Here is a 26,198-nt window from a genome sequence, read left to right on the forward strand (position 1 = left end):
CATGTCCGAGTCCGTGGTGCCGGGGCCCGCCGCCTGGGGCGCCCCGGCGGACGCGGGCGCGGACACCGACCCGGAAACGGGCACGGCCGGGCACCGGGATCCGCGGGGCCGGGCATCCCCGCTCACCTCTCTCCAAGTACTGCGCCGGCTCGACAGCGGACCGCGCGGGCTGACCGACGCGCAGGCCGAGGAACGCCTGCTCCGGTACGGCGAGAACGCCGTCCCTGAGTGGAGTACGGCCTCCTGGCCACGCCTTTTCGTACGGAGCCTGCGGGATCCGTTCACGGCCGTACTGCTCTGCCTCGGTCTGGTGTCCGCGACCGTCGCCGCCTGGGGCACCGCGTGCGTGATCCTCTCGCTCGTCGCCGTGAGCTGTCTGCTGCGCTCGTCGGGGGAGCACCGCGCCGACCGGTCCATGGCCGCGCTGCGGGACCTGGTGGCCACGACCGCCACCGTACTGCGGCGTACCGACAGCGGCGGTGAGAGCGATCCGCAGCCGCGGCCCCGGGAGATCCCCGTCGACCAGCTCGTGCCCGGTGACGTGATCCGCCTGGGCCCCGGCGACCTGGTGCCCGCCGACGTACGGCTGCTGCGCGCGAGTGGTCTGACCGTCCATCAGGCGCCGCTGACCGGAGAGTCGGCCCCGGTCGCCAAGTACGCGGTCGACGCGCCCGGCGAGGGGTCGGCCGAGGGGCCGGGGGTGTTCGGGCGGCCGCACCTCTGCTTCCAGGGCAGCAGCGTGGCCTCCGGGAGCGGTACGGCGGTCGTCGTCGCGACCGGGACCCGTACGCGGTGGGGCACGGCGCGCAGCCGCCCGGGACGGCGCCCCGCCAGCGCCTTCGACCGCTCGGTGCACGGGATCTCCTGGGTCCTGATCCGGTTCATGCTGCTGACGCCACCGCTGGTCCTGATGGCCAACGCGGCGCTGCGCGGCCGGGGTCTGGAGACGCTGCCGTTCGCCGTCGCGGTGGCGGTCGGGCTGACGCCGGAGATGCTGCCGGTCATCGTCACCACGGCGCTCGCCCGGGGCGCGTCGCTCCTCGCGCGCCACCACAGCGTCATCGTCAAGCGGCTGCCCGCGCTGCACGACCTGGGCGCCGTCGACGTACTGTTCCTGGACAAGACGGGCACCCTCACCCAGGACCGCCCGGTCCTGGACCGGGCGACGGACGCGCACGGCGACCCCGACCCGGACGTACTGCACTGGGCCGCCGTCAACGCCTGGTGGACATTGCAACTGGCCGATCTACCCGCTCCCGACGCGCTCGACGAGGCGATTCTCGACGCGGCGGAGGCGGCGGAGGCGGCGGAAGGTGCGACGGAAGGCGAGGACATCGGAGGGCATGGGTACGAAGGCGTCGCCGCCCTGCCGTTCGATCCCGTACGCCGTCTCTCCACCGCCGTCGTACGGCGGCCGGGACGCCTGGGCACCCACACCCTCGTCGTCAAGGGCGCCGTCGCCGACGTCCTCCAGCGGTGCGCGCTCGACGACGCCGAACGCGCCCGGCTCACCGCCCTCGCCGCCCGCGAGGCGGAGAGCGGGCTGCGGCTCCTGGCCGTCGCCACCGCCGAGCGGCCGGCCCGGCGCCGTGACTACACCCCCGCCGACGAACGCGGCCTCGACTTCCGGGGGTTCGTCGCCCTCCGCGACGCGCTCGCCCCGACGGCGGCCGACGCGCTGGAGGTCTTCGCGGCCCGTGGCGTCACCGTCAGGATCCTCACGGGCGACCACCCCGGAACGGCGGCCCGCGCCTGCCAGGACCTCGGGATCCCGCTGGGGCCGCCGGGCGAGGGGGAGGTGGTCACCGCCGACCGTGTCGACGGCCTCACCGACGCCGAACTCGCCGAGGTCGCCCGGCACACCACCGTCTTCGCGCGCTGCACACCCGAGCACAAGGCCCGTGTCGTCGCCGCCGTACGCGCCGACGGCCACACCACCGGCTTCCTCGGCGACGGCGTCAACGACCTGCCCGCGCTGCACGCCGCCGACGTCGGGATCTGCCCGCGCGACGCCGTCGACGTCGTACGCGAGTCCAGCGATGTCGTCCTGGCCAAGAAGGACCTCACCGCGATCGACCACGCGATCAGCGCCGGACGCCACTCCAGCGGCAACATCGCCACCTATCTGCGGATCACTCTCTCCTCGAACCTCGGCAACGTCATCGCGATGCTCGTCGCCGGCCTGCTGCTGCCCTTCCTGCCGATGCTCCCGGCCCAGGTCCTGGTGCAGAACCTCTGTTTCGACGCGGCGCAGCTCGCCTTCGCGTACGACCGGCCGGGGCCCGAGGCGCTGCGCCGGCCGACGGAGCTGCGTTCGCGCGCGTTCCTCCGGTTCATCACGGGGTTCGGGCTGATCAACGCCACCGCCGACCTGGCGACCTTCGCGGTGCTCGCCCTCGCCCTGCGCACGACGGCGGACGGGACCACCCAGGCGGCCTTCCACTCCGGGTGGTTCACGGAGAACCTGCTCACCCAGGCGCTGGTGATGCTCCTGCTGCGTACGAGCCGTACCGGAGGGGGACCGGTCCGCTGGGCCGCCGCCGGGCTCGCCGTGACCGGGCTGCTGCTGCCGCTCTCCCCGCTCGGCCCGGCCCTCGGGATGCCGGCGCTGCCCGCGCTGTACTACGTGCTGCTCGCCCTGGTCCTCGCGCTGTACGCCGCCGGTCTCGCGGTGGCGAGGGGACGCCACGAGCGGCGGCACGTACCGGACGGCGCGAGCGTCGCCGTTCAGCCGTAGGGCTCAGCCGTAGGAGAGGTTCGAGCAGGGGTCGTCGTCCGCCGAACGGGCGTCGTCGGTCATGGCGGACGGTACGGAGCCGGGGGCCGGGGCGTCCGCGTACGACGTGCCGAGGACGACATCGATGCCCGAGGTGGTGGACACGGGCGTGACCTCCGCCCCCGGGAAGAGCCGCGCGACGGTCCTGGCCCGGTCCTCCAGACCGACGCCGTACTCGATCACGGTGGTGGTGTGGTCCTGGCTGCTCGCCGTCGCGGTGCCGGTGACGACGAAGTCGTGGTCCGTGAGGGTACGGGAGGCGCGCGCGGCCAGCCCGGTGACGGTGGTGCCGTTGTAGACGGCGACGCTGATGCCGCCTCCGGAGACCTCGCCTGTGGCGCCGCCGGAGCCCTCGGCGGTGGCGCTCGGCGTGGGGGAGGCGGGGGAGCCGGTGGCCTCCTCGGTCCCCGTGTCCTTCGTGCCGCTGGCGTCCTTGCCGTCGACGGTACGGTCCGCCTTCAGCGCCGCCCACAGCTCGGAGGCGTCCGGCTCGACGATCGCGACGCGCGCCCCTTCGTACCGCCAGGGGATGGTGACGAACTTGGTGTTGTGCAGGTCGATGTCCTTGAGCGACATCATGAAGCTGATCAGCTTGTCGGCGGAGCCGAGCCCAGGATCCACGGTCATCGACCGGGTCGCCGCGTTCGCGAGCGGCAGCAGCTTGGTGGGGGTGAGCCCGTCGCTCTTCACCTTCTTGAGCAGAGCGGCGACGAATGCCTGCTGGCGCTTGATCCGGCCGATGTCGGAGCCGTCGCCTATGCCGTGCCGGATCCGTACGTAGTCCAGCGCCTGCCGGCCGGAGACGGTCTGGGCGCCCTGGGTGAAGAGGCGCTCGCCCCGGGTGGCGCGGTTGGGGTTGAGATCCTTCTGGTAGATGTCCTGGGGCAGGCACACCTGCACCCCGCCGACGACCTCGGTCAGCTTCGCGAACCCCTTGAAGTCGACGACCACGGTGTGGTCGACGCGCAGCCCGGTGAGGTGCTCGACGGTGTTCTGGGTGCAGGCGGGGTTGCCCTGGGCGCTCTGCCCCACGGAGAAGGCCGCGTTGAACATGGCGTTGACCTGCGTCTTCGTCCACGTACCGTCGGGCAGCCGACAGGGCGGGATGTCGAGGAGCGTGTCGCGGGGTATGGAGACGGCGACCGCGTGCTGGTGGTCGGCGTAGATGTGCAGCAGGAACGCGGTGTCGGAGCGGCCGATGTCGTCCTGGTCGCCGCCGCCCAGCGAGCTGTTGCCGTCCGTCCGCGCGTCCGAGCCGATGACCAGCACGTTCTGGCCCTTGGAGGTGCCTACGGGCCGGTTGTCGGAGAGGCCGCCCGCGCTGAAGGTGTTGATGTTCCCGCTGAGCTTGAGGTAGATCCAGCCGATCCCGGCGGAGGCGAGCACGAGCAGGGACAGGGCGACGACGAACGACGTGCGCAGCCCGCTCCGCTGGCGCCGCCGGGAGCGGGCGGGGGCGGCGCGACGGCTCGTGCGCGCCGCTGGAGTCGTACGCGCGGCTGGAGTCGTACGCGCGGCTGGAGTGTGCCGGCGGCTGCCTGCCATGTGTGCGCCCTCATCCCTCTGGCCGGCCTCTTGGTTGTACAGTTGCGCAATGTAGCAACTTTAGTGAGAGGTGCGGGCCCCGGGTGCGTGAGTGACGCGGGGTGCCGGACGATTCGGGATTCCCGGCCGGTTCGGGATGCGACGAGAGGAAGGCGGGGCGGCATGTTGCGTAACGGGTTGGAGCCTTGGCACCTGCTGATCGTGGCCATCGTGTTCATCGCCCTGTTCGGCTCGAAGAAGCTGCCGGACACCGCACGGGCCGTGGGCAAGTCCCTGCGCATCCTCAAGAGCGAGACGAAGGCGATGAGGGAGGAGGGCGGCGCCCCGGCGGACGCCGCCGCCCCGCCCGCCCCGCCCGCCTCTTCCTTCTCGCCTCCCCCTCCCTCGTCGCCTTCCTCCTCCCCTTCCCCTTCGCCTTCCCCCTCGCCCTCTTCGCCCTCCTCCGCCTCTTCGGGTCGCTGAGGGGTGCGTCCGGTCCCGTCCCCGTCAGGTCCTCACGGGCTGGCCAGGTCGAAGCCGTACCGCAGGGGCTCGCCCTGTACGCGCGGGTCGCGCCGGTAGACGAAGAGCGCGTCCACGTGGGCGCCGCCCGACGGGCCGTCCAGTTCGCAGGGGTACGTCACCTGCACCACGGACGGCCGGTCGGCGACCCGCATCCGTACCCCGTTCGCGGGTCCTCCGTCGAGGACCGCGACTTCCCATTCCGTTCTGCCGTGATCATCCATGGCAATACTTTAGAGGTTGCGCAATCTTTGAACCATGGTGCACGGGGTGCGCTCCGGAGCATCCGGAGGAGCGTACGTACGCCGGAGGGCGGCCACCGATGCCAGTGACCGCCCTCCAGAGTGTTCCGTATCTCGCGGCCGGAGGGCCCGGGAATCCGGAAGCCGGGGACTACAGGGTGCGCTCCAGCCGGTCGGCCATCAGCTTGACGAAGCGCGACGGGTCGGCCAGCTCGCCGCCGTCCGCGAGGAGCGCCATCCCGTAGACCAGCTCGGCGGCCTCGGCGAGACCGGCGTCGTCCGTTCCCGCGTCTGCCGCGTCGTCCGGTCCGGTGCCCGCCGCGTCCGCCTTCCGGCCGGTGTGGGAGGTGTGGGCGGTGCGCATGCCGACGACCAGCGGGTGCGTCGGGTTGAGTTCGAGGATCCGCTTGATGTGGGGCACGTCCTGGCCCATGGCCCGGTACATGTTCTCCAGCGCCGGCGTCACGTCGAAGGTGTCCCCGACGATGCAGGCGGGCGACACCGTGAGGCGCGAGGAGAGCCGTACCTCCTTCACGTGCTCACTCAGCTTGCCGGACATCCAGGTCAGCAGCCCGGCGAAGTCCTGCTGCTGCTTCTCGCGCTCGGCCTCGACCTCCTTCTTCTCCTCCTCGGTGTCGAGGTCGACCTCGCCCTTGGCGATCGACTGCAGCGGCTTGCCGTCGAACTCAGGGACGGACTGGACCCACACCTCGTCGACGGGGTCGGTCAGGAGCAGCACCTCGAAGCCCTTGGCGCGCAGGGCCTCCATGTGCGGCGAGTTCTCGATCGCCGTACGGGACTCGCCCGTCATGTAGAAGATGTGCTGCTGTCCCTCCTTCATGCGCTCCACGTACTGCTGGAGGGTGGTCACCCCCTCCTCGTCGTGGGTCGAGGCGAACGACGAGACGCCGAGAATCGCGTCGCGGTTCTCGAAGTCGCTGAGCAGCCCTTCCTTGAGAACCCGGCCGAATTCCTTCCAGAACGTCGTGTAACGCTCCGGGCGGTCGGCCATCATCTCCTTCACCGTCGACAGCACCTTCTTGACCAGGCGCCGGTGCATCAACTGGATCTGCCGGTCCTGCTGAAGAATCTCGCGCGACACGTTCAGCGAAAGGTCCTGGGCGTCGACCACACCCTTGACGAAGCGCAGATAATCGGGCATCAGCGCTTCGCAGTTGTCCATGATGAAGACGCGCTTCACATAGAGCTGGACTCCGCGCTTGCTCCCCTGCGTGAACAGGTCCTGCGGAGCGTGGGACGGGAGGAAGAGCAGCGCCTGATATTCGAAGGTGCCTTCCGCCTGCATACGGATGGTTTCGAGCGGGTCGGTCCAGTCGTGGCTGACGTGCTTGTACAGCTCGCTGTACTCCTCGTCGGTCACCTCGTTCCTGGACCGGGCCCACAGCGCCTTCATGGAGTTGATCGTCTCGGGCTCGGGCGTCGCGTCAGCGGCGTCGGCGTCGCTGGCGGCCGTTCCGTCCGCGCCGGAGTCCGCCTCGGCCACGGCGGGCTTCGCCTCGGCGGCCATGCGGATCGGCCAGGTGATGAAGTCCGAGTACCGCTTGACGATCTCCTTGATCTTCCACGTGGACGTGTAGTCGAAGAGCTGGTCCTCGGCGTCCTCCGGCTTCAGCCGCAGCGTCACCGCCGTACCCCGCGCCGCGTCGTCCACGGTGTCGACCGTGTACGTGCCCTCGCCGGTGGACTGCCAGCGGGTCCCCTTGCTCTCGCCCGCGCGCCGGGTCAGCAGGGTGACCTCGTCGGCCACCATGAAGCTTGAGTAGAAGCCGACACCGAACTGCCCGATGAGTTCCTCGGAAGCCGTGGCGTCCTGCGCCTCCTTGGCTTCCTTCATCTCCTTCAGGAACTTCGCCGTACCGGAATTCGCGATGGTGCCGATGAGGTCCACCACGTCGTCGTGCGACATTCCGATGCCGTTGTCACGTACAGTCAGGGTGCGCTGTTCCTTGTCGACCTCGATGTCGATATGGAGGTCCGACACGTCTTCCTGCAGTTCGCTCCGGAGAACTTCCAGTCGCAATTTGTCCAGTGCGTCGGACGCGTTGGAGACCAGCTCACGAAGAAATACATCCTTGTTCGAGTAGATCGAATGGATCATCATCTGGAGGAGCTGGCGTGCTTCCACCTGAAACTCGAACGTCTCGGTCGTCATATCCAAGGATTCCTTTCCTCGCTCATATCAGCAGCGTCAGCGCGTGGAGCCGCCCTTCATCGTATCCAGCCCGCGTCGCCGTCAACCCGCGATCCCCGCAGGGCGTAAGAGAGCCGTCAAGCCGGCGACCGGAGCCGTATGGACACCGTCAACGGAAGACGGAAGCCCTGAATGAGGGGGTTTCCTCAGGACGTCCGATTCCTTCCGTACCTCACCCGTACCGAACCTCATTCAGGAGCTCACGATGGCCGATCTGGCCTTCGTCGTCACCACGGTCGCGGTCTTCGCGCTGGTGGCCCTCGTCGCCAAGGGGGTGACGAAGCTGTGACCGCCGAGAACATCGTCGGCCTGGTCGTGGCCGTCGCCCTGCTGGGATATCTCGTCCTCGCCCTGCTGTTCCCGGAGAGGTTCTGAGCCCGTCATGAGTTCTGTCCTCGCCAGTACGCTCCAGTTGCTCGCGCTTATCGTGGCGCTGGGACTGGCGTACCGTCCGCTCGGCGACTACATGGCCCGCGTGTACGCGTCCCCCGGGGCAGGCTCCGGAGCCGGCTCCGGAGCCGGAGCCGTCCGCCATCTGCGGGTCGAGAAGTGGATCTACCGGGCCATCGGCGCCAACCCCGCCACCGAGATGCGCTGGCCCGCCTATCTGCGCGGTGTCCTCGCCTTCTCCGTGGTGAGCGTCCTCTTCCTCTACCTGCTCCAGCGGGTCCAGGGCGGACTCCCCGGCTCGCTCGGCTTCTCCTCGATCGACCCCGACCAGGCGTTCAACACCGCCGCGTCGTTCGTCTCCAACACCAATTGGCAGTCGTACTACGGCGAGCAGTCCATGGGCCCGGTCGTCCAGACCGGCGGGCTCGCCGTGCAGAACTTCCTCTCCGCCGCCGTCGGCATGGCCGTCGCGGTGGCGCTCGTACGGGGCTTCGCCCGCTCCCGTACCGGCGAGCTGGGGAACTTCTGGGCCGACCTGGTACGCGGGACCGTACGGATCCTGCTGCCGGTCTCCGTCATCGGCGCCGTCGTCCTCGTCGCCTGCGGCGCGATCCAGAACTTCGCCGGTATCCACGAGGTCGGACAGTTCCTCGGCGGACCGCAGCAGTGGAACGGCGGCGCGGTCGCCTCCCAGGAGGCCATCAAGGAGCTGGGGACCAACGGCGGTGGTTACTTCAACGCCAACTCCTCCCACCCCTTCGAGAACCCCAACGGGATCTCCAACCTCTTCGAGATCTTCCTGATCCTGCTCATCCCGTTCGCGATGACCCGGACCTTCGGCAGGATGGTCGGTTCCGTCAAGCAGGGGTACGCGATCCTCGCCGCGATGGTGACGATCTGGATCGGCTTCACGGCGCTGATGCTGTGGACCGAGTTCCACCACGGCGCCCCCGCCTTCGACATCGCGCGCGGTGCGATGGAGGGCAAGGAGACCCGGTTCGGGGTCGGCGGCTCGTCGATCTTCGCGGTCGCCACCACGCTCACCTCCACCGGCGCGGTCAACGCCTTCCTCTCCTCCTTCACCGGATTCGGCGGCGGGATCGCGCTGCTGGGCATGCAGCTCGGCGAGATCGCGCCCGGCGGGGTCGGCTCCGGGCTGTACGGGATGCTGATCATGGCCGTCATCGCGGTGTTCCTCGCCGGTCTGATGGTCGGACGTACGCCCGAGTACCTGGGCAAGAAGATCGGCACCCGCGAGATCAAGTTCGCCGCGTGCTACATCCTCATCACCCCGGCGCTGGTCCTCTGCTTCACGGCCGTCGCCATGGCGCTGCCCACCCCGGGCCACTCGATGACCAACTCGGGGCCGCACGGCTTCTCCGAGATCCTGTACGCGTACACCTCGGCCGCCAACAACAACGGCTCCGCGTTCGCCGGGCTCAACGCCGACACCCAGTGGTTCAACACGAGCCTCGGGATCGTGATGCTGCTCGGCCGCTTCGTCCCGATGGTGTTCGTCCTCGCGCTGGCCGGATCGCTGGCCGAGCAGCGGCCCGTGCCCTCGACCGCGGGCACCCTGCGGACCGACAAACCCCTGTTCACCGGCCTGCTCGTCGGCGCGATCCTGATCGTCACCGGGCTGACGTACTTCCCCGCGCTGGCGCTGGGGCCGCTGGCCGAGGGGCTGGCGTCATGACCGACCGTACGAAGAGGCAAGAGGACGAGATGTCCACTCCCACCCCAACTCCCACCCCCACCCCCAACTCGGCCCGCGCGCCGCACGACGACCTCTCCGGCGGAATCGGCGGATCCGCCGGAACCGCCGGACGGGTCGGCGTGGGGTTCTTCGACCCCAAGCAGTTGATCAGCTCGCTCCCGGACGCGCTCAGGAAGCTCGACCCCCGGGTGATGATCGCGTCCCCGGTGATGTTCGTGGTCGAGGTCGGCTCGGTCCTCACGACCGTACTGGCCATCCTGGACCCGGGCGCATGGTTCGGCTGGGCCATCGCCGCCTGGCTCTGGCTGACCGTGGTCTTCGCCAACCTGGCGGAGGCGGTCGCGGAGGGCCGCGGCAAGGCGCAGGCCGACACCCTGCGCCGGGCCAAGACGGACACGGTCGCGCGCCGGCTCACCGGACGCGGTCCTGACGCGGGCGAGGAGCGCGTCCCGGGTACGGAGCTGCGCATCGGCGACCTGGTGGTGTGCGAGGCGGGCGACATCATTCCCGGTGACGGCGATGTGACCGACGGCGTCGCCTCCGTGGACGAGTCCGCGATCACCGGCGAGTCCGCGCCCGTCATCCGCGAGTCGGGCGGCGACCGCTCGGCCGTCACCGGCGGTACGAAGGTGCTCTCCGACCGGATCGTCGTCAAGATCACGACCAGGCCCGGCGAGACCTTCATCGACCGGATGATCGCCCTGGTCGAGGGCGCTGCCCGGCAGAAGACGCCCAACGAGATCGCGCTGAACATCCTCCTCGCGTCCCTCACGATCGTCTTCCTGCTGGCGGTCGTCACCCTCCAGCCGTTCGCGAAGTACGCCCACGCCGAGCAGTCGATGATCGTACTGGCGGCGCTGCTGGTCTGTCTGATCCCGACCACCATCGGCGCGCTGCTCTCCGCGATCGGCATCGCCGGGATGGACCGGCTCGTCCAGCGCAACGTCCTGGCCATGTCGGGGCGCGCGGTCGAGGCGGCCGGCGACGTGTCCACGCTGCTGCTCGACAAGACCGGCACCATCACGCTCGGCAACCGGCAGGCCGCCGAACTGGTCCCCGTACGCGGCACGGACCAGGCCGAACTGGCCGACGCCGCCCAGCTCTCCTCCCTGGCCGACGAGACGCCCGAGGGCCGCTCCGTCGTCGTCCTCGCCAAGGAACGGTACGGGCTGCGCGAACGCCACCAGGGCGAGCTGGCCGGCGCTGAGTGGATCGCCTTCACGGCGCAGACCCGGATGTCGGGCGTCGACATCACCGAGGACGGCGCCGCGCGCAAGGTGCGCAAGGGCGCGGCCGGTTCGGTGACCGCCTGGGTCACCGAACACGGCGGCCAGGTGTCGGCGGACACCCGCGAACTCACCGACGCGATCTCCCAGGCGGGCGGTACGCCGCTGCTGGTGGCCGTCGAGGACGGCGCGGGCGCGCGCGTGCTGGGCGTCATCCACCTCAAGGACGTCGTCAAGGACGGCATGCGGGAACGGTTCGACGAGCTGCGCCGCATGGGCATCAGGACCGTCATGATCACCGGCGACAACCCGCTCACCGCGAAGGCGATCGCGGAGGAGGCGGGCGTGGACGACTTCCTCGCCGAGGCCACACCCGAGGACAAGATGGCCCTGATCAAACGGGAACAGGCGGGCGGCAAACTCGTCGCGATGACCGGCGACGGCACCAACGACGCGCCCGCGCTCGCCCAGGCGGACGTCGGCGTCGCCATGAACACCGGGACCTCGGCCGCCAAGGAGGCCGGGAACATGGTGGACCTGGACTCCAATCCCACCAAGCTGATCGAGATCGTGGAGATCGGCAAGCAGCTCCTGATCACGCGGGGCGCGCTGACGACGTTCTCCATCGCCAACGACGTCGCCAAGTACTTCGCGATCATCCCGGCGATGTTCGCCGTCGTCTATCCGGGCCTGGACAAGCTCAACATCATGCGGCTGTCGTCGCCCGAGTCCGCGATCCTCTCGGCGGTCGTCTTCAACGCCCTGATCATCATCGTGCTCGTACCGCTGGCCCTGAGGGGCGTACGGTACCGGCCGACCAGCGCGGACCGGATGCTCCGGCGCAACCTCGGGATCTACGGCCTCGGCGGCCTCGTCGCGCCCTTCATCGGCATCAAGATCATCGACCTGCTCATCTCCCTCATCCCCGGAATCGGCTGACCGTCATGAACACCTCCGTACGCAACACCGGACGCCTGCTGTGGGCCGGGCTGCGCGCCCTGCTCGTCCTGACCGTGGTCTGCGGGGTCATCTACCCCCTGGCCGTCACCGGCGTCGCCCAGGGCCTCTTCGCCCACCGGGCCAACGGCTCGGAGGTCACCTCCGGCGGCAAGGTCGTCGGCTCGGAACTCATCGGCCAGACCTACCTCCTGCCGAAGAAGAACCCCTCCGACCCCACCGAACCGGCCCGCCCCGACCTGCGCTGGTTCCAGCCGCGCCCGTCCAACGGCCTGGGCACCAACACCGTCAACACCCAGTACAAACTGCTGCTCTCGGGCGCGACCAACCGTTCCGGCGACAACAAGGAACTGATCGCCTGGGTGAAGGCCGCCAAGGCCGCCGTCATCAAGGACAACTCCACCCCGGGCCACCCGATCACCCCCGACGCCGTCCCCCCGGACGCGGTCACGTCATCCGGCTCGGGCCTCGACCCCGACATCTCCCCGGCATACGCCCACCTCCAGACCAACCGCGTAGCGGAACGCAACCACCTCCCCGCAGCCCGGGTACGCGCCCTGGTGGACACGCACACGACGGGGCGCACGCTGGGCTTCATCGGGGAGCCGCGGGTCAACGTCCTGGAGCTCAACATCGCGCTGAAGGCGTTGGCGTCTGCCGGAGCCCGCTAACGGTTGACGTTGAGGCCCGTGACGTTCCCTCGATATAACGTTCTGTCTTCCCTTGTTGACGTCATGTAGTTAGTCTCTGTGCTCTGACGCGATCCACGGGGGGAAAGATGTCAGGGGGGATGTACGACTGGCTGCTCGCCGCCGTGGCAGAGTTCGGGCGGATGTCCAAGCTCAAGTTGTCCGGCGGCGGCAGCGCGGAAGCCGCCATTCGCGGGCCACTTGAGACGCTGCTCCAAGCGGTGGGCGAGCGCCACCAGCAGCCCGAAGTCACCTGGCATGACGAGTTCCGTCTCGCCGATCTCGGGGTGCGGCCCGATTACGCCGTCCGCGCCGGCGGTGAGCTGACCGGCTACATCGAGCTCAAGCGACCCGGTCTTTCCGTTGACCCCGACTCTTTCAGCAAGGCCAACAAGGAGCAGTGGCAGAAGCTGCGGAACCTTCCCAACCTGCTCTACTCCAACGGGACGGAGTGGAGGCTGTTCCGGGACGGACGGCAGTGGGGGGAGACGGTCCACTTCACCGGCTCACTGAAGAGCGCGGGAGACAAGCTTGCTCCTGTTGATCCAGGGGCATTTGACGCCTTGCTGAAGACCTTTCTCCTGTGGAAGCCCGCCCCAATTCTCCGAGTGGCCCGTCTCGTCCAACATGTTGCGCCGCTGTGCCGTCTGTTACGGTCCGCTGTCCTCGAACAGTTGGCCGTAGAGGCCAAGTCCTCCAGCCCGGACGACGATGTACGTGCCCGGCCTTTCACCGGCTTGAAGAACGACTGGCGCAAACTGCTGTTCCCCACCGCCGACGACGCCACGTTCGCGGACGGCTACGCCCAGGCAGTCACTTTCGCTCTCTTACTGGCCTGCTCGGAGGACCTTCTGAGCGAAGACACGAGCCTGCATGAGGTCGGCCGACTGCTGGACGCGGACCACGCGCTGATGGGCAGAGCACTGCAGTTGCTCACCGACCATGTCAACGACCGCTTCAGCGTCACCCTCGAACTGCTCCAGCGCACCATCGTCCGCGTGAACTGGCCGGCCATACGCGCCGGCAACCGCGACGCTTATCTCCATCTGTACGAAAACTTCCTGACGGTGTACGACCCTGAGCTGAGGCAAAGGAGCGGCTCCTACTACACGCCGCGTGAGGTCGTGGAGGAGATGGTCCGCCTCACCGAGGAGGTGCTGCGTACGCGACTGGGACAGCCAGATGGCTTCGGCGCGGACGAGGTACAGATCGTGGATCCGGCGATGGGCACGGGGACTTACCTTCACACGATCATCGAACGAGTCGCGGAGCAGGCCGTCGAGCGGCATGGCGAGGCCATGGCACCCGACGCCATCTCCCGGCTTGCATCACGCCTCAGCGGCTTCGAATTGCAGATGGGACCATTCGCCGTCGCGGAGTTACGCACGTCGGATCTCCTCAAGCGCTACGACGCGCCCTTGCCCGGTGGCGGCCTCAACCTCTTCGTCACCGACACGCTCGACAATCCCTTCGTGGAGGACGAGTACCTTCCATCCACAGTAGGCCCGCTCTCCGAATCCCGAAGGCGTGCCAACGCTCTGAAGGCGAATATCCCCGTCACGGTCGTCATCGGGAATCCTCCCTATGACGCCAAGGCGGAGAACAGAGGCGGATGGGTGGAGAGAGGGAGCGGGGAGCATGATGTGCCCTTGCTCGACAGCTTTCGGTATCCGGATAACGGCCGTTACGAGCACATGCTCAAGAACATGTACGTGTACTTCTGGCGATGGGCTGCCTGGAAGGTTTTCGACGCTCATGAGGACGACCGCCACGGCGTGGTCTGTTTCATCACCCCATCCGGATGGGCGACCGGCCCCGGCGGCCGGGGGATGCGTGACTACCTGCGGCGTACGTGTGATGAGGGCTGGATCATCAACCTTTCCCCCGAAGGGCAACGTTCGGACATCGCGACTCGTGTTTTCCCCATGGTGGCCCAACCGCTCGCCATCTGCGTTTTCGTCCGCAAGGCAGGTGTCGAGCGCAGCAAGGACCACCGCGCGCGGGTGCACTATCGTGCGCTTGCGGGCAGACGCGCCGAGAAATTCCAGCAACTTCGTGAGATCGGACTGGACGACGACGGCTGGCGAGGCACCCATGTTCAGCGAGTACGGCCCTTCACCCCGCTGACCGAGTCCGGTTGGGAGGAGTTCCCGGCCCTGGACTCCCTCTTTCCTTGGGGCAGTCTTGGCACCACGTCGAACCGCGCCTGGGTCAGTTCTCCTTCCGCTGAGACTCTGCGCCGCCGTTGGGTAACCCTCGTACGGGAGACCGACCTGGCAGACAAGGGCAAGCTGCTCAAGGAGACCCGTGACCGCACACTGAATACCAAGAAAGCCCCGCTGCCCGGACAGCAGGCCCATCCTTGCCCCATTGGCCAGGAAGTTTCTGTCCGCCCCGAACTGATTCGCACGGCATTACGCAGCTTTGACCGGCAATGGCTGATCGCCGACAACCGAGTGCTCGACTATCCACGCTCCGAACTATGGGCATCGCTTCAGGACGGCCAGCTCTTCCTGAATCAGCAGTCGTCACACGAGATAGATTCAGGGCCGGCCGTGGTGGCGACTCACCTCATACCGAACACGGACCATTTCAACGGTCGGGGCGGGCGGTTCATGCCCGCCCTGCACACTGACGGCTCTCCCAACGTTCCCCCCGGACTGCTCACCTTCCTCGCTCGCGTGCTGGGTACGGAACGGATCACCGTGACCGAGCTGGCCGCGTACACAGTCGCCGTTGCCGGACACAGTGCCTTCACCGAGCGATTCTGCGAAGAGCTGCTCACCCCGGGCGTCCGTCTGCCCCTGACCCGTAACCGGGCGTTATGGGATCGGGCAGTCGCACTCGGCAACGAGGTTCTGTGGGCCTCGACATACGGCGAACGGTGCACGGACGCTGCCGGGGGAAGACCCGACGGCCGGATCGAATTTCCGGTGGGAGACGAGCGGCAGGTCCGCTACCTCACCCGCATCGGCGACGGAGTCCCGGACCGTATCCACTACGACGGCGACACACGGACTCTCCACATCGGCGAGGGAAGTTTTGCGCCGGTGCCCGAAGTCGTTTGGGCGTACGACGTCGGTGGCATGCGCGTGGTCAACAAGTGGTTCGGCTACCGCAAGGCCAGCCCCAGCAGCAAGAAGACAAGTCCCCTGGACGACATCCACGTCGAGCAATGGCCACAGGAATGGACCAGGGAACTGATCGAACTGCTCTCCGTACTGCGCCGTCTCACAGACCTGGCTCCTGCCCAGAACGAGCTGCTCGTCGAGATACTCGCCCAACCCGTGCTTACGCACACGGAGTTGACAGTCGTCGGCGTCCTGCCGGTCACGAAGGCGAGCCGCAAGGCGCGGCGGAGTCCGGCAGACGGGCTCTTCGCTCAGGGCGAGGCCATCTGATCGGAAGCCGCTCAGCCGGAGTCGCGCAGCCTGATGGCTGCCTCTTCGAAGGTGAGGGATCCCTCGGCCAGCCGACGAACGCACCGAGCCAACTCGGGCGCCCGCGTCTGGTGGGCCGACACAAGCTGCGCGACCTGACTCAGCCGCTCCTCCGAGGACTCGTACAGGGCATGAAAATGAACGGCTGTTCCGAGGTCCGTGGCGACGAGCGAGCCGTGGGTCCGGGTGATCAGCTTCAGCCAGGTCAGGGACGGAAGATCGGCACGGACCTGGTCGGGATCCAGCCCATGAGCGACCACCGCTTCCGCGGAGTTCGTACCGTCGTCGGGGTCAGGCAGGGGGGCGGACGCTACCTGTGCGAGTAACTGCCTCTGTGAGCCGGTGAGGTCTGCGTGGGGCAGGGGGCTTGTGAGGTGCATGCCGCCATGCCTAGCACACGGCACTGACAGCCCCGCCGTCCAGCCGTATCGTCGGGATTTGACGATGGAGGCCCGGGTGGAGCTTGCCGCTCCACCCGGGTCCATGCCCGGGGCGGCTACAGCAGGTGGTCGGCCTTGCCGGCTTTGATGTCGCGGATGAGGGCGGTGAGGGCTTCGCGGGTGTCCGTGAGGTAGGTGTCTTCCTGGCCCGCGACGGCGATGTATGCGTTGCCTTCTCCATCGGTGCCGATGCGGAAGCAGGTGCTGCCTTCCCCACAGAAGGGCCGCTCCCATGCGATGACGGGCATCTTGGCTCCTTGCCGTGTCGGCTGAGTGCCATTGAATGGTATGGCAGATCCGGCGCTCACCGTGATGCCTCGTACGCTTCGCGGATGGTCGAAGGGATACGCCCGTGGTCGTTGACGAGGTAGCCGTTCGCGCGGGCCCAGAGGCGTATCGCCTCGCCCTCCGGCCTGCGACTACTCACACCGTGCTTGGCGGTCTGGTCCGTACTTCTGGGGGAGACTCCTTCCAGCCGGTCCGCCACATCCTGGAAGAAGGCGGACAACGACGGGTATGCGCCGTCCTCGGGGGAGGACCCCTCGGCCCAGGATCCGACGCTTCCGGTGCGCGTGTTCAGGAACTTCCCGTAGAAGCCGTCGGCTTCCGCGGCGATCGGCACCCATTCCCTGCGCCAGGAAGGGCAGTCAGCGTCTTCGGACCGTTCCATCTCCTCCATGGTCATCTTGTGGAGGTAGACCCGCTCGATGTCCGTGAGGCCGAGAAGGAGCCCGCCACTGGGGATGGCTCCCTGGCACCCCAGCGCCACCAGACTCGATCGGGCGGGCTGTCTGCCGGCATCGATGTCGTTCACCAGGAGCCACTGCCGCATCTCCCTCGGCAATTCCAGGCCCATGCGGCTTTCCGCTTCGGCGACAGCCGCTGGGCTCCCCGGGCCACCGAGCTCAGCGAAAACAGCAGGGGCGTGCCGCTCCAGCCAAGCGGTCACCCGGCCCCACGCCTGCTGGACCTCTCCTGCCTCGTCCGTTGGCATTTCTTCTCCAGCAATCCCTAGAGCAGGTGGTCGGCCTTGCCGGCTTTGATGTCGCGGATGAGGGTGGTGAGGGCTTCGCGGGTGTCCGTGAGGTAGGTGTCTTCCTGGCCCGCGACGGCGATGTAGGCGTTGCCGTTCGCGTCGGTGCCGATGCGGAAGCAGTTGTTTCCTTCCCCGCAGAATGGTTCTTCCCAGGTGATCTCGGTCATGGTGTTCCCCTCATAGCTCGCGGGCGAGGCCGTGGATGAAATCGCGTGAGGCGCTTGCTGACAAGCATTCCTTGTCCATCCACTCCAAGTGGGCTCGGTACTTGGCGAGGTGCGGCTCGGTGTGCAGGAAGTCCGGACCGTGGGCCGAATCCACCTGCGCGGTGTCGAGTTGGGACACGGCTCCCTCCGCGTAGAGCAGGGCGTGTCCCGCGCCCGGGAAGCTGCCGCGTTCGAAGGGCACTATGCGGATGGTGACGTTGTCCCTATCGGATGCCGCGATCAGCGCGTTGAGCTGACTACGTGCCGCTTCGCGACCGCCGAAGCGCATGCGCAGCGCCGCTTCGTGTACGTAACCCACGAAGCCCGGAGGCTGTTCCCGGCCCAGTACTTGTTGCCGTTCCATGCGGTGGGCCACGCGAAGTTCGACTTCGAGGCGCGAGAGCGCTGGCAGGACCGCCGCGAAGATGCTGCGGGCGTAATCCTCGGTCTGGAGCAGGCCGGGCACATGGGCGGTCTGCGTCGTCTGAATGCCGACCGCGTGCCACTCCAGTTCCGCGATGTCCAATAGCCCCGGTGAAAGGCGGCCCCGGTACTGGTCCCACCAGTTCCGCCCCGAGGGCGTGGCGAGTTCGAACAGCGCGGACACGTACTCCTCATCCGTGCATTCACAGTGCGTCGCCAACGTCCGGAGCCGGTCCGTACTGATGTGGCGGATGCCCGATTCGATGTGCGAGATCTTGCTGCGATCGACACCGAGCAGCCCGGCGGCGTACTCGATCGACATGCCCGCGCCGGTGCGCAACTTGCGGACTTCTGCGCCAAGTCTCTTCTGGCGCTGCGTTGGTGCTGTCCGTGCGGCCATGAAGACCCTTCCTTTCGGCCGGTGCTCAGTGTGCCGGGCGTCACCCTATAGGTCTATTGGGGCCCCAAGTTTCACCGATGGGTGGAACTTGGGGCCCCCGATGCCCTACCTTCAGTGACGCGATGCTCGCTTACAGCAAATCAGAAGTGCATCGCGCGAGCCCGCCTGCCTCCTCCTGCCACAACAACCAGCGCATCAGCGAGTGGAGTTGTCATGCCTGAGAGCGAAACCACAGCCGTCGCCGTCACCATCCCCGGCGTACCGGAGTGTCCGCCGCCGCTGCCCGGCCTCGGGGAGCCGTCGCCCGGGAGTCTCGTGTACGGCCTCACCCTCCCCGCCGGACTGGCCAGCCCCGCGGTCGCGCGGGAGGTCGCCGAACTCGTCCTGGACGTGCACGAGATGGAGCGCCTGATCGATCCGGCGCTGGTGGTCGTCCGTGAACTGGTTGCGTACGCCTGCCGGTTCTCCGGGGACGGCGCGGACGTCCACCTCGCCCTGCGGCAGCGGGAGGGCACCCTGCGCGTCACCGTGTACGACACTCACGCGGCCCACCCGCAGCCCTGCCTCGCCGCCCTCTGCGACGAGCGGCGCCGCTCCGCCCTCTCGCGCACCCCCGACGTGGTGGCGGCCCACCGGGGCGCGTGGGGTTTCCGTGCCGCCGAGTGTCCGGGGGCCGGTACGTGGACGTGGGCGACCCTGGTGGACACGCCTCGGAGCTGGGCCGCTTGACGGGGCGCCATACGGCGTCAGGAGGCTCGCCGTCGACGCCGGTACAGGGCCACCAGGATCCCGGCCGCCACGGCCGCGCCCGCGCCCGTCGCCCACAGGGCCGGGTTCCGGTACGGCGGGGCGGGGGAGGCGTCGAGGGGGATGGTGGCCGTGTCGTTGGCGGGGGTGCGGTCGTAGGGGTTGAACGTGCGGATGGTGCCGCGCGCGCCCGGGACCTGGCGGTCGATGCGGATGTGGAAGTCGATCGTGGTCGGGCCCTCTTCGTGCCGCGTGTCGTAGAAGCCGTCCGCACCGATGTCGCAGACGAACGCCTTGCCCGATTTCTCCGGCCGTGCGCACGCCCACGAACTGTCCGAGCCCTCGAAGACGTACGGGATGGAGGTGACGGTGGTTCCCTCCGGCGGGACGACCTCGAAGCCGCCCTGCGTCTCGGAGCCGGTCAGCCGGCCGGGGCCGTGGTCGCGCAGACCGAGCCGGACCTTCACCGTGTCGCCCACCCGGCCCCGTACGGTCGCGGTCACCGGTTCGTAGTCGGCCTGCACGGTGGTCTCGACCTTGACCTCGCTGCTGCCCTGCGTGAGGCCCCGGGCGGCCGTTCTGATCAGCGTCAGCGGGGCGCCCGTACCGCGCACCGTCAGGCCGTCGGGCTTCTGGGGTTCGGACGACCAGGAGTAGGACAGCGTGCCCGCCAGCTTGCCGGGGGCGGCCGTGTAACTGATCGGGGAGCTGACGCGGTACGCGGTCCGCGCCGCGGCCCGGGTCGGGAACGTGCACCACGCCGAGGTGAACGTGGTGTCGAAGGAGCAGTTGCGCGGGCGTGACGTCAACAGCAGACCGTCCCGCGCGGTGAGGTGCAGGGCGACGCCGCGCTCCGTGGTGAACCGGCTGTGGTTGGCGAACCTGGGGGTCAGCGGCGCGGACGTGCCCGGGGCCAGGCCCTTGACCGTCTTCTCCTCCTCGGGCGTGTGCAGGGTGGGGCCGCCCACGGTCATACGGGTCGTGCCGGTGACCGGGGCCGCGTTGTCGGCGGTGGCGGTGTACGTCACCGTCCCGCTGTCGCCCGGCCGTACGCCGTCCACGCCGCGCAGGGTGAAGGGCGCGTTGGCCTCCCCGTCGCCGTTCTGCACGTCGCCGTAGACGCAGGTGAACACGGGGCCGCCGCCGGTGCAGTTCCCGTAACCGCCCTTCACCGCGTGGGCGACGCCCGCCAGTCCCGACGCGTCCACGACGACCCGGACGTTGCGGGCCGGGCCGCCGTCGCTGGGCGCGACGGCTACGGGCACGGCGAAGTCGCTGTTCTCGGCCTCGGCGCCCTCGTCGGCGTGGTACATCGAGAAGGCCGCGGGGGTGTCGAACCGGAGCGCGACCTCGCGCTCGCGGGAGCCCTCGGCCGACGCGGGTGACGAGGCGGCGGCAAGGAGGGTGAGGACGCCTGCCGCGAGGGCGGCCGGGCGTCGGGCGACCCGTATCCGTATCCCTATCCGTATCCGTTTGCGTATCCGCATCCGTTTGCGTATTCGTCGGAGCATGCGGGCACTATGCCAGTGCCCATCGGTGAATTACCGATGGATCCGCCGGAGGACCGGCTCCTATGCTCGGCCGATGACCACACGGGAGAGCACACACGGTGACAGTGGACACGGACCTCGCGGGGGCCTGCTGACGGGTCGCGTCGCGATGATCACGGGGGCGTCCAGCGGCATAGGCGCGGCAGCCGCGAAACTCTTCGCGCGGGAGGGCGCGGCGGTCGTCCTGATGGCGCGCCGCGCCGACCGGCTCCAGGCCCTGGTGGAGGAGATCACCGCTGGGGGCGGCCGCGCGCTGGCCGCCCCCGGCGACGTCAGCGACTCCGGCGACGTCCGGCGTACGGTCGAGGCGGCCGTGGAACGGTTCGGCGGTCTCGACTGCGCCTTCAACAACGCCGGTTACGCCACCATCGAATCCTGTCTGCACGAGACGGACGACGAGGTGTACGAGCGCACGATGGACGTCAACGTGCGGGGTGTGTGGAACTGCATGAAGCACCAACTGCCGGTCATGCTGGCCTCGGGACGGGGCGGCTCCATCGTCAACACCAGCAGTACGGCAGGCCGTTACGCCACCGGCGCCTCCGTGCCGTACGTCGCCTCCAAGCACGCGATCCTCGGCATCACGCGCGCCGCCGCGGCCGAGTACGGAGAGCGGGGCATCCGCGTCAACGCGCTCGTCGTCGGCACCACCCGCAGCGAGATGATCGACGAGGCGGTACGGCAGGTCCCGGGGCTGGAGGAGGCGTTCATCGCCCCGCAGATCCAGAAGCGTATGGCCGCACCGCAGGAGATCGCGGAGGCGGCCGTCTGGCTGTGCAGCGACCGCTCCTCGTTCGTCACGGGCGCCGCGATGCCCGTCGACGGGGGGATCTCGGCGCAGGCCAAGGCGGGCTGACGCGGGAGAGGGGCCGTACGGCCAGGGCTGCCCGCTGGTCCTGACCGCGTATGCGAGCCGTGACGCCTCATTGACTGGCATGTGCGGTGCGCTCACCCTGGTCTGAGCCGTACATGCGGCTTCCGCCGACTGGGTGAGGCTGGGGTGAGGGCTGTGGGCGTCCTGGTGGTGCAGCACGCGCGAGGGGAAGGCCCGTACGCGATCGGCGAGGCCCTGGCCGCGGCCGGGCTGCCCGTGCGGCTGTGCCGGGTGTGGGCCGGGGATCCGCTGCCGGAGAGCCTGGCCGGCGTCGAGGCGCTGGTGGTCATGGGCGGCCCGGCGGCGGCGTACCGCGACGACGGCTTCCCCACCCGCCGTGCCGAACTGGCCCTGCTGCGCCGGGCGCTGGCCGCCGAAGTGCCGGTGCTCGGGGTCTGCCTGGGCGCGCAACTGCTGGCGGTCGCCGCCGGCGGCACGGCCCACCCGGGGGCCGGGCCGCAGGTGGGGTGGGGCGACGTCCGTACGAGCCCGGCGGCGGCCAGGGACCCGCTCCTCGCCGGTACGCCCGAGCGGCTGCGCGTGCTGCACTGGCACGGCGACACCATGACCCTGCCCGCCGGGGCGGTGCCGCTGGCCTCCTGCGAGCGGTACCCGGTGCAGGCGTTCCGGGTGGGCGGCGCCGCGTGGGGGCTCCAGTTCCACCTGGAGGCCGACAAGGCCGCGGTGGACGCGTTCGTGGCGGCGTTCCCGGCGGAGGCGGCCACCGCGCCCGGCCTGCGGGAGGCCGCGCCGGACGAACTGGCCGCGCCGGCACCGTACCGGGACCTGGTGCTCGGGCGGTTCGCGGCGCTGGTGGCCGCGCGGGCCGGGCGCACCGCGACCCGTACCTTCTTCACCCCGAAGGCCGACTCCTGGGAGACACGTTTCGCCGCCGACGGGCCGCGCTACGCCGAGGCCGTCGCCCGCCTGGGGCTGCGCCCCGGTCAGACGGCGCTCGACCTGGGCTGCGGCACCGGGCGTGCCCTGCCCGCGCTGCGCGCCGAGGTAGGGGACAGGGGGGCGGTCCTGGGCGTGGACGTCACCTCGGCCATGCTCCTGGCGGCGGCCAGGGAAGGGCGCGGCGGGCCGGCGGGCCTGCTGCTCGCGGACTGCTGCCAACTGCCGTTGCCGCCGGGCACGGTGGACGGAATCTTCACCGCCGGGCTGCTCGACCACCTCCCCGACCCGGCCGCCGCGCTGCGCGAATGGGCCCGGGTCACCGCGCCGAGCGGCGCCCTGCTCCTCTTCCACCCCTCCGGCCGCGTCGAACGCGCCGCCCGCCACGGCCGCCCGCTGAGCCCCGACGACCCGCTGGGCGAGCCGAACCTGCGGCCCCTGCTGACCGGTGCCGGCTGGCGGCTGGAGCGCTACGAGGACGCCGACCCGTACTTCCTGGCCCGCGCGGTCCGGGCCGGCTGAGGCGTACGGGCCTCGTGGCCGGCGTACGCGGCTGAGGCGCCGGCGGCTCGCCGAGACGTACGCCGCCTCAGCGACGCAGCCCGAGGGCATCCCGTCCCGCGTAACGCGCCTGGCCGCCCAACTCCTCCTCGATACGGATGAGCTGGTTGTACTTGGCGGTGCGGTCCGAGCGGGAGAGCGAGCCCGTCTTGATCTGGCCGCAGCCCGTGGCCACGGCGAGGTCGGCGATCGTGGTGTCCTCGGTCTCGCCGGAGCGGTGCGACATGACCACGGTGTAGCCGGCGCGATGGGCGGTGGCGATGGTGGCGAGGGTCTCCGTGAGCGTGCCGATCTGGTTGACCTTCACCAGGATCGAGTTGGCGACGCCGTCGCGGATCCCCCCGCGCAGCAGTCTCGTTGGTGCAGAAGACGTCGTCGCCGGTGAGCTGGCAGCGCTCCCCGAGCCGGGCGGTGAGCAGCCGCCATCCGTCGTGGTCGTCCTCGGCCATCGGGTCCTCGATCGACGCCCTCACCGGGACGCGGCTGCCCGCCCTCGAACTACCCGTCGGTGACAACGCGGTTCACCCGGTCGTCGCCCCGGACGCCGCGGCGACCGTACTGTTCACGTACCCCGGCGCGGACCTGGACCTGGACGACGCCTCGATCCCCGGCGCCGCCGGATGCACCCTGGAGAACCGGCTGTTCCGCGACGCCTGGCCCGAATTCCGGCGCGCGGACGTGGCAGTGCACGGCATCAGCACCCAACTCCCATACGAACAAGCGTTTTTTGCCCGTACGGAGGCGATCCCGTACCCGCTCCTCTCCGACACCCAGCACCGCCTGACCGCGGCCCTGCGCCTACGCACCTTCCGCGGCGCGGGCCGCCTGCGCCTCAAGCGGCTGATCCTGGTCGTCGACCGGGAACGGACGGTGCGGCACGCGCTGTTCCCGGTCGAGGACATCCCGCACGCGGTCGAAGAAGCCCTGCGCCTGGCCGCGACGACGTGACCCGGGGGGTCGCGGCGCGTCATGATGTCCCGGAGGCACGACGGACGAGCGGGGGCGGAATGGGCGCGTCGCGGGCGGTCACCTGGGGGCTGCTGGCCGCCTTCGTGGTGCACGACCTGGAGGAACTGGTTACCATGCCCGGCTGGGCCGACGCCCAGGTCGACCGATTGCGGGAGGCTCACCCGCAGGTCCCCGAACGCGTCTGGTCCGCGCTACGGGTGACGCCCGGACACGCGGCCACGGCCATCGGCCTGATGGGCCTGGTGATCGGCGCGGCGGCAGCCGACGGAGCCAGAACCGGCGGCCGGTCGCCCTACTTCCAGACGGTACTGGCCGGATTCGGCCTCCACGCGGCCACCCACCTGGCACAGAGCGCCGCCCTGCGCGGATACACCCCCGGAGTGGTCACGGCCCCGCTGGTGGTCGCCCCGTTCTCACTCTGGTCCTGGCGCGAACTGCGCCGCGCCGGCGTCCTCGGGGAAGTCGACACCCGAAGGGCCCTGACGAGCGCCGCCCTCTTCCCGGCGGGCATCCTCGGGGTCCACGCGGGGGCATACGGAATCCGCCGCCTGCTCCACCGAACCCCCTGAGAGCCACCCCCGCGCAGCACCCCAGACACCCTCGAACTCCTCGGCCGTCAGCGGTTCCGGCTCATACCCTTCCCACTCGGACACCGGCGACTCGGCGGTCATCCCGTACCGGGTGTCGAGGTCCGTATCGCACGCGGCGGCGACAGGCCGCAGATCGGCCCCTCGAAGCTCCACCTGCCGGACCACCCAGCCGTCATCACCGACCTCGAAGTAGAACCAGATGTCCTCCTCGCCCCAGTAACTGCGGAACCATCGCGTCATCGAGCGGTCACCTCATCAGGGGCAGGAAGGGGCCGCGCCGGATCGGTTCCGACGGCGTCACGGAGGCCGGGCGACACCCTAGCCACGTGCGCTGCCCGTCCCACAACGAGACAGGGCCGGTCTCCCATAAAGGAGACCGGCCCTGACCTGGTCTTTCTGGCTGTCGGGGTGGCGGGATTTGAACCCACGACCTCTTCGTCCCGAACGAGGTCCACCCAAGATCCCCACCAGCCCGAACGGTGTTTCCCCTGGTCAGAGTCATGGGCTCGATCGGATTCGTGTGGTGCCGACTGGCCTCCGGGAGCGAATCGGCTCCCCAGCGGCTCCCAAGAGGATTGGGGCTTGGGCGGCGGGCACGGTGATCGGTGATCCATGACTGCTCGCACTCGGGAACGGCGAGGTTTCCCATGGGAAGTCATGGGCCCGGAGGCCACCTGAGACGATGACTGAGCCAAGGGTGGGAATCGCCTGGACGGGCGTCGTCAGTGGTCTGCACTACCGTCTGGATTGGTGGCACCCTGAAGTTGCTCTCCGGGGGTCTGTGAGGGCGGGCCGATGACCAAGGAAGGAGTGCCCGAGTCTCATGGCTGCGTCTGCTGAACATGTCAGGGCGCTGGTGGAGGCCCATGCGGCGGGTGACGACCGGGGCTTCTACTCGGTTGCTCTGCAGGTGGCGGCGCGAGAAGCGCGACAAGGGCACACCCGTGCAGCTGCTTCGCTCCGGGACTTCATCGATGCTGCCAGAAGGACGAGAGTCCGCCGTCTAGAACCGGTGGGGTCGCCCTCTTCAGACGGCGAGCTAGCCGGGATACTTAACCACAGCCACCCTGAGTACGGCCTGGACCAGATGACCCTCGACCCCAATGTGCGGGCGCATCTGGATCGGGTCCTATCCGAACAGCGACAGAGGGGGAAGCTGGCGGACTTCGGTTTCTCCCCCGTTCATCGGATGCTGCTGACCGGCCCGCCTGGGACTGGCAAGAGCATGTCTGCGTCGGCAATAGCCCACGAGCTGGGTCTGCCGCTTTACACGATCCGGCTTGACGGACTCATCAGCCGTTTCATGGGAGAGACGGCGGCGAAACTACGCACGGTCTTCGATGCGGTCGGGCGCACGCGCGCGGTGTACCTCTTCGACGAGTTCGACGCCCTGGGGGCGGAGCGGATCGCGGGCAATGACGTTGGCGAGGCCAGGCGCATCCTGAACTCGTTCCTCCTGTTTCTCGACGAGCTGGATTCGCACAGCTTGGTGATCGCGGCAACCAACCACGAGACCATCCTGGACCGTGCGCTGTTCCGCAGGTTTGATCTCGTTGTGGGGTACGACAGGCCGAGTCCGAGCGAGGCCGTAGAGATCCTCCGGCGCCGGCTGTCGATCATGAACACATCGCGAGTGCCGTGGACTGAGGTAGCGTCAGGCGCTGTCGGACTCAGCCATGCGGAACTAGTGGCCGCAGCGGAGTCGGCTGCGAAGAACGCGATCCTGGGAGGCAGTGACGTGATCGACTCCGCCGCGCTCGATAGGGCTCTGGCCGACCGCCGTGCGGCTTCCGATGCCTGAGCAGGAAGG

Annotated in this window: 22 protein-coding genes and 1 pseudogene; 13 read left to right on the plus strand and 10 right to left on the minus strand. The window is 69.2% G+C overall.

From position 1 onward, the window contains the following. Position 1: 1 nt before the first annotated feature. Positions 2–2,737: a magnesium-translocating P-type ATPase gene (gene mgtA / locus ACIO3P_RS14070; RefSeq protein WP_401849374.1), complete on the plus strand. Its 2,736-nt coding sequence runs from the start codon at positions 2–4 to the stop codon at positions 2,735–2,737. A 3-nt stretch (positions 2,738–2,740) separates the two neighbouring features. Here the strand turns inward: mgtA and ACIO3P_RS14075 are convergent, their stop codons facing one another. Further along, complete coding sequence (locus tag ACIO3P_RS14075) at positions 2,741–4,321, minus strand: LCP family protein (protein WP_401849376.1); 1,581 nt, start codon at positions 4,319–4,321, stop codon at positions 2,741–2,743. A gap of 162 nt (positions 4,322–4,483) precedes the next feature. On the opposite strand from ACIO3P_RS14075, the gene tatA reads away from it, so the two are divergent. Continuing rightward, the gene (gene tatA, locus ACIO3P_RS14080) at positions 4,484–4,783 is read left to right on the plus strand and encodes a Sec-independent protein translocase subunit TatA (protein WP_329824140.1); all 300 of its coding nucleotides are present in this window, start codon (positions 4,484–4,486) and stop codon (positions 4,781–4,783) included. A 32-nt stretch (positions 4,784–4,815) separates the two neighbouring features. Here the strand turns inward: tatA and ACIO3P_RS14085 are convergent, their stop codons facing one another. Together ACIO3P_RS14085 and htpG are read right to left on the minus strand one after the other, a co-directional pair. Then, on the minus strand, positions 4,816–5,046 hold the full coding sequence (locus tag ACIO3P_RS14085; RefSeq protein WP_329824139.1) for a hypothetical protein: 231 nt from the start codon (positions 5,044–5,046) through the stop codon (positions 4,816–4,818). 169 nt (positions 5,047–5,215) lie between these two features. Further along, a complete protein-coding gene (gene htpG, locus ACIO3P_RS14090; protein ID WP_329824138.1) occupies positions 5,216–7,237 on the minus strand; it encodes a molecular chaperone HtpG in 2,022 nt (673 codons plus the stop codon). Between the two features lie 324 nt (positions 7,238–7,561). Between htpG and kdpF the strand changes: the two genes are divergently transcribed. The 5 genes from kdpF to ACIO3P_RS14115 all read left to right on the plus strand — a co-directional run bounded on the left by kdpF (position 7,562) and on the right by ACIO3P_RS14115 (position 15,656). Next, the gene (kdpF, locus tag ACIO3P_RS14095) at positions 7,562–7,651 is read left to right on the plus strand and encodes a K(+)-transporting ATPase subunit F (protein ID WP_037727062.1); all 90 of its coding nucleotides are present in this window, start codon (positions 7,562–7,564) and stop codon (positions 7,649–7,651) included. A gap of 7 nt (positions 7,652–7,658) precedes the next feature. Continuing rightward, on the plus strand, positions 7,659–9,362 hold the full coding sequence (kdpA, locus tag ACIO3P_RS14100) for a potassium-transporting ATPase subunit KdpA (protein ID WP_329824137.1): 1,704 nt from the start codon (positions 7,659–7,661) through the stop codon (positions 9,360–9,362). After that, positions 9,359–11,548 carry a potassium-transporting ATPase subunit KdpB gene (gene kdpB / locus ACIO3P_RS14105; RefSeq protein ID WP_329824136.1) on the plus strand — a complete coding sequence of 730 codons (2,190 nt, stop codon included), beginning with the start codon at positions 9,359–9,361 and terminating at the stop codon, positions 11,546–11,548. Before kdpA ends, kdpB begins: the two co-directional genes overlap by 4 nt. Positions 11,549–11,553: 5 nt before the next feature. Next, a complete protein-coding gene (locus tag ACIO3P_RS14110) occupies positions 11,554–12,237 on the plus strand; it encodes a potassium-transporting ATPase subunit C (protein ID WP_401849377.1) in 684 nt (227 codons plus the stop codon). A 119-nt stretch (positions 12,238–12,356) separates the two neighbouring features. After that, a complete protein-coding gene (locus tag ACIO3P_RS14115) occupies positions 12,357–15,656 on the plus strand; it encodes a type ISP restriction/modification enzyme (protein ID WP_401849378.1) in 3,300 nt (1,099 codons plus the stop codon). Between the two features lie 11 nt (positions 15,657–15,667). Here ACIO3P_RS14115 and ACIO3P_RS14120 read toward each other — a convergent pair whose 3' ends face one another. From ACIO3P_RS14120 to ACIO3P_RS14140, 5 genes are all read right to left on the minus strand, one after another. Next, on the minus strand, positions 15,668–15,955 hold the full coding sequence (locus ACIO3P_RS14120; protein WP_401849380.1) for a hypothetical protein: 288 nt from the start codon (positions 15,953–15,955) through the stop codon (positions 15,668–15,670). Between the two features lie 236 nt (positions 15,956–16,191). After that, the gene (locus tag ACIO3P_RS14125) at positions 16,192–16,383 is read right to left on the minus strand and encodes a hypothetical protein (RefSeq protein WP_401849381.1); all 192 of its coding nucleotides are present in this window, start codon (positions 16,381–16,383) and stop codon (positions 16,192–16,194) included. 56 nt (positions 16,384–16,439) lie between these two features. Continuing rightward, positions 16,440–17,129 carry a histone-like nucleoid-structuring protein Lsr2 gene (locus ACIO3P_RS14130; protein WP_401849382.1) on the minus strand — a complete coding sequence of 230 codons (690 nt, stop codon included), beginning with the start codon at positions 17,127–17,129 and terminating at the stop codon, positions 16,440–16,442. A 17-nt stretch (positions 17,130–17,146) separates the two neighbouring features. After that, positions 17,147–17,338, minus strand: coding sequence for a hypothetical protein (locus tag ACIO3P_RS14135; RefSeq protein ID WP_401849384.1), 192 nt, complete (start codon positions 17,336–17,338; stop codon positions 17,147–17,149). A gap of 10 nt (positions 17,339–17,348) precedes the next feature. After that, entirely contained in the window at positions 17,349–18,200 is an 852-nt protein-coding gene (locus ACIO3P_RS14140; RefSeq protein ID WP_401849386.1) for a helix-turn-helix domain-containing protein, read from the minus strand. Between the two features lie 213 nt (positions 18,201–18,413). On the opposite strand from ACIO3P_RS14140, the gene ACIO3P_RS14145 reads away from it, so the two are divergent. Continuing rightward, positions 18,414–18,929 carry an ATP-binding protein gene (locus ACIO3P_RS14145; RefSeq protein WP_401849387.1) on the plus strand — a complete coding sequence of 172 codons (516 nt, stop codon included), beginning with the start codon at positions 18,414–18,416 and terminating at the stop codon, positions 18,927–18,929. Positions 18,930–18,946: 17 nt separating this feature from the next. On the opposite strand, the gene ACIO3P_RS14150 is transcribed toward ACIO3P_RS14145, so the two are convergent. Beyond that, entirely contained in the window at positions 18,947–20,458 is a 1,512-nt protein-coding gene (locus ACIO3P_RS14150; protein WP_401849389.1) for a hypothetical protein, read from the minus strand. Positions 20,459–20,531: 73 nt separating this feature from the next. On the opposite strand from ACIO3P_RS14150, the gene ACIO3P_RS14155 reads away from it, so the two are divergent. Together ACIO3P_RS14155 and ACIO3P_RS14160 are read left to right on the plus strand one after the other, a co-directional pair. Continuing rightward, positions 20,532–21,353, plus strand: coding sequence for an SDR family NAD(P)-dependent oxidoreductase (locus ACIO3P_RS14155; RefSeq protein ID WP_401849390.1), 822 nt, complete (start codon positions 20,532–20,534; stop codon positions 21,351–21,353). Between the two features lie 144 nt (positions 21,354–21,497). Next, complete coding sequence (locus ACIO3P_RS14160; protein WP_401849392.1) at positions 21,498–22,790, plus strand: methyltransferase domain-containing protein; 1,293 nt, start codon at positions 21,498–21,500, stop codon at positions 22,788–22,790. Positions 22,791–22,857: 67 nt separating this feature from the next. On the opposite strand, the pseudogene eno reads toward ACIO3P_RS14160, so the two are convergent. Then, a pseudogene (gene eno / locus ACIO3P_RS14165) lies at positions 22,858–23,293 on the minus strand (phosphopyruvate hydratase); the annotation flags it as partial. On the opposite strand from eno, the gene ACIO3P_RS14170 reads away from it, so the two are divergent. The 3 genes from ACIO3P_RS14170 to ACIO3P_RS14180 all read left to right on the plus strand — a co-directional run bounded on the left by ACIO3P_RS14170 (position 23,241) and on the right by ACIO3P_RS14180 (position 26,189). Continuing rightward, on the plus strand, positions 23,241–23,777 hold the full coding sequence (locus ACIO3P_RS14170) for a redoxin domain-containing protein (RefSeq protein WP_401849393.1): 537 nt from the start codon (positions 23,241–23,243) through the stop codon (positions 23,775–23,777). The pseudogene eno and the gene ACIO3P_RS14170 overlap by 53 nt on opposite strands. A gap of 59 nt (positions 23,778–23,836) precedes the next feature. Continuing rightward, on the plus strand, positions 23,837–24,367 hold the full coding sequence (locus ACIO3P_RS14175; RefSeq protein WP_401849396.1) for an HXXEE domain-containing protein: 531 nt from the start codon (positions 23,837–23,839) through the stop codon (positions 24,365–24,367). A gap of 844 nt (positions 24,368–25,211) precedes the next feature. Then, positions 25,212–26,189, plus strand: coding sequence for an AAA family ATPase (locus tag ACIO3P_RS14180; protein ID WP_401849397.1), 978 nt, complete (start codon positions 25,212–25,214; stop codon positions 26,187–26,189). Positions 26,190–26,198: the final 9 nt, after the last annotated feature.

Origin of the sequence: Streptomyces sp. NPDC087310 (assembly GCF_044744405.1) — a bacterium.
Lineage (GTDB): Bacteria > Actinomycetota > Actinomycetes > Streptomycetales > Streptomycetaceae > Streptomyces.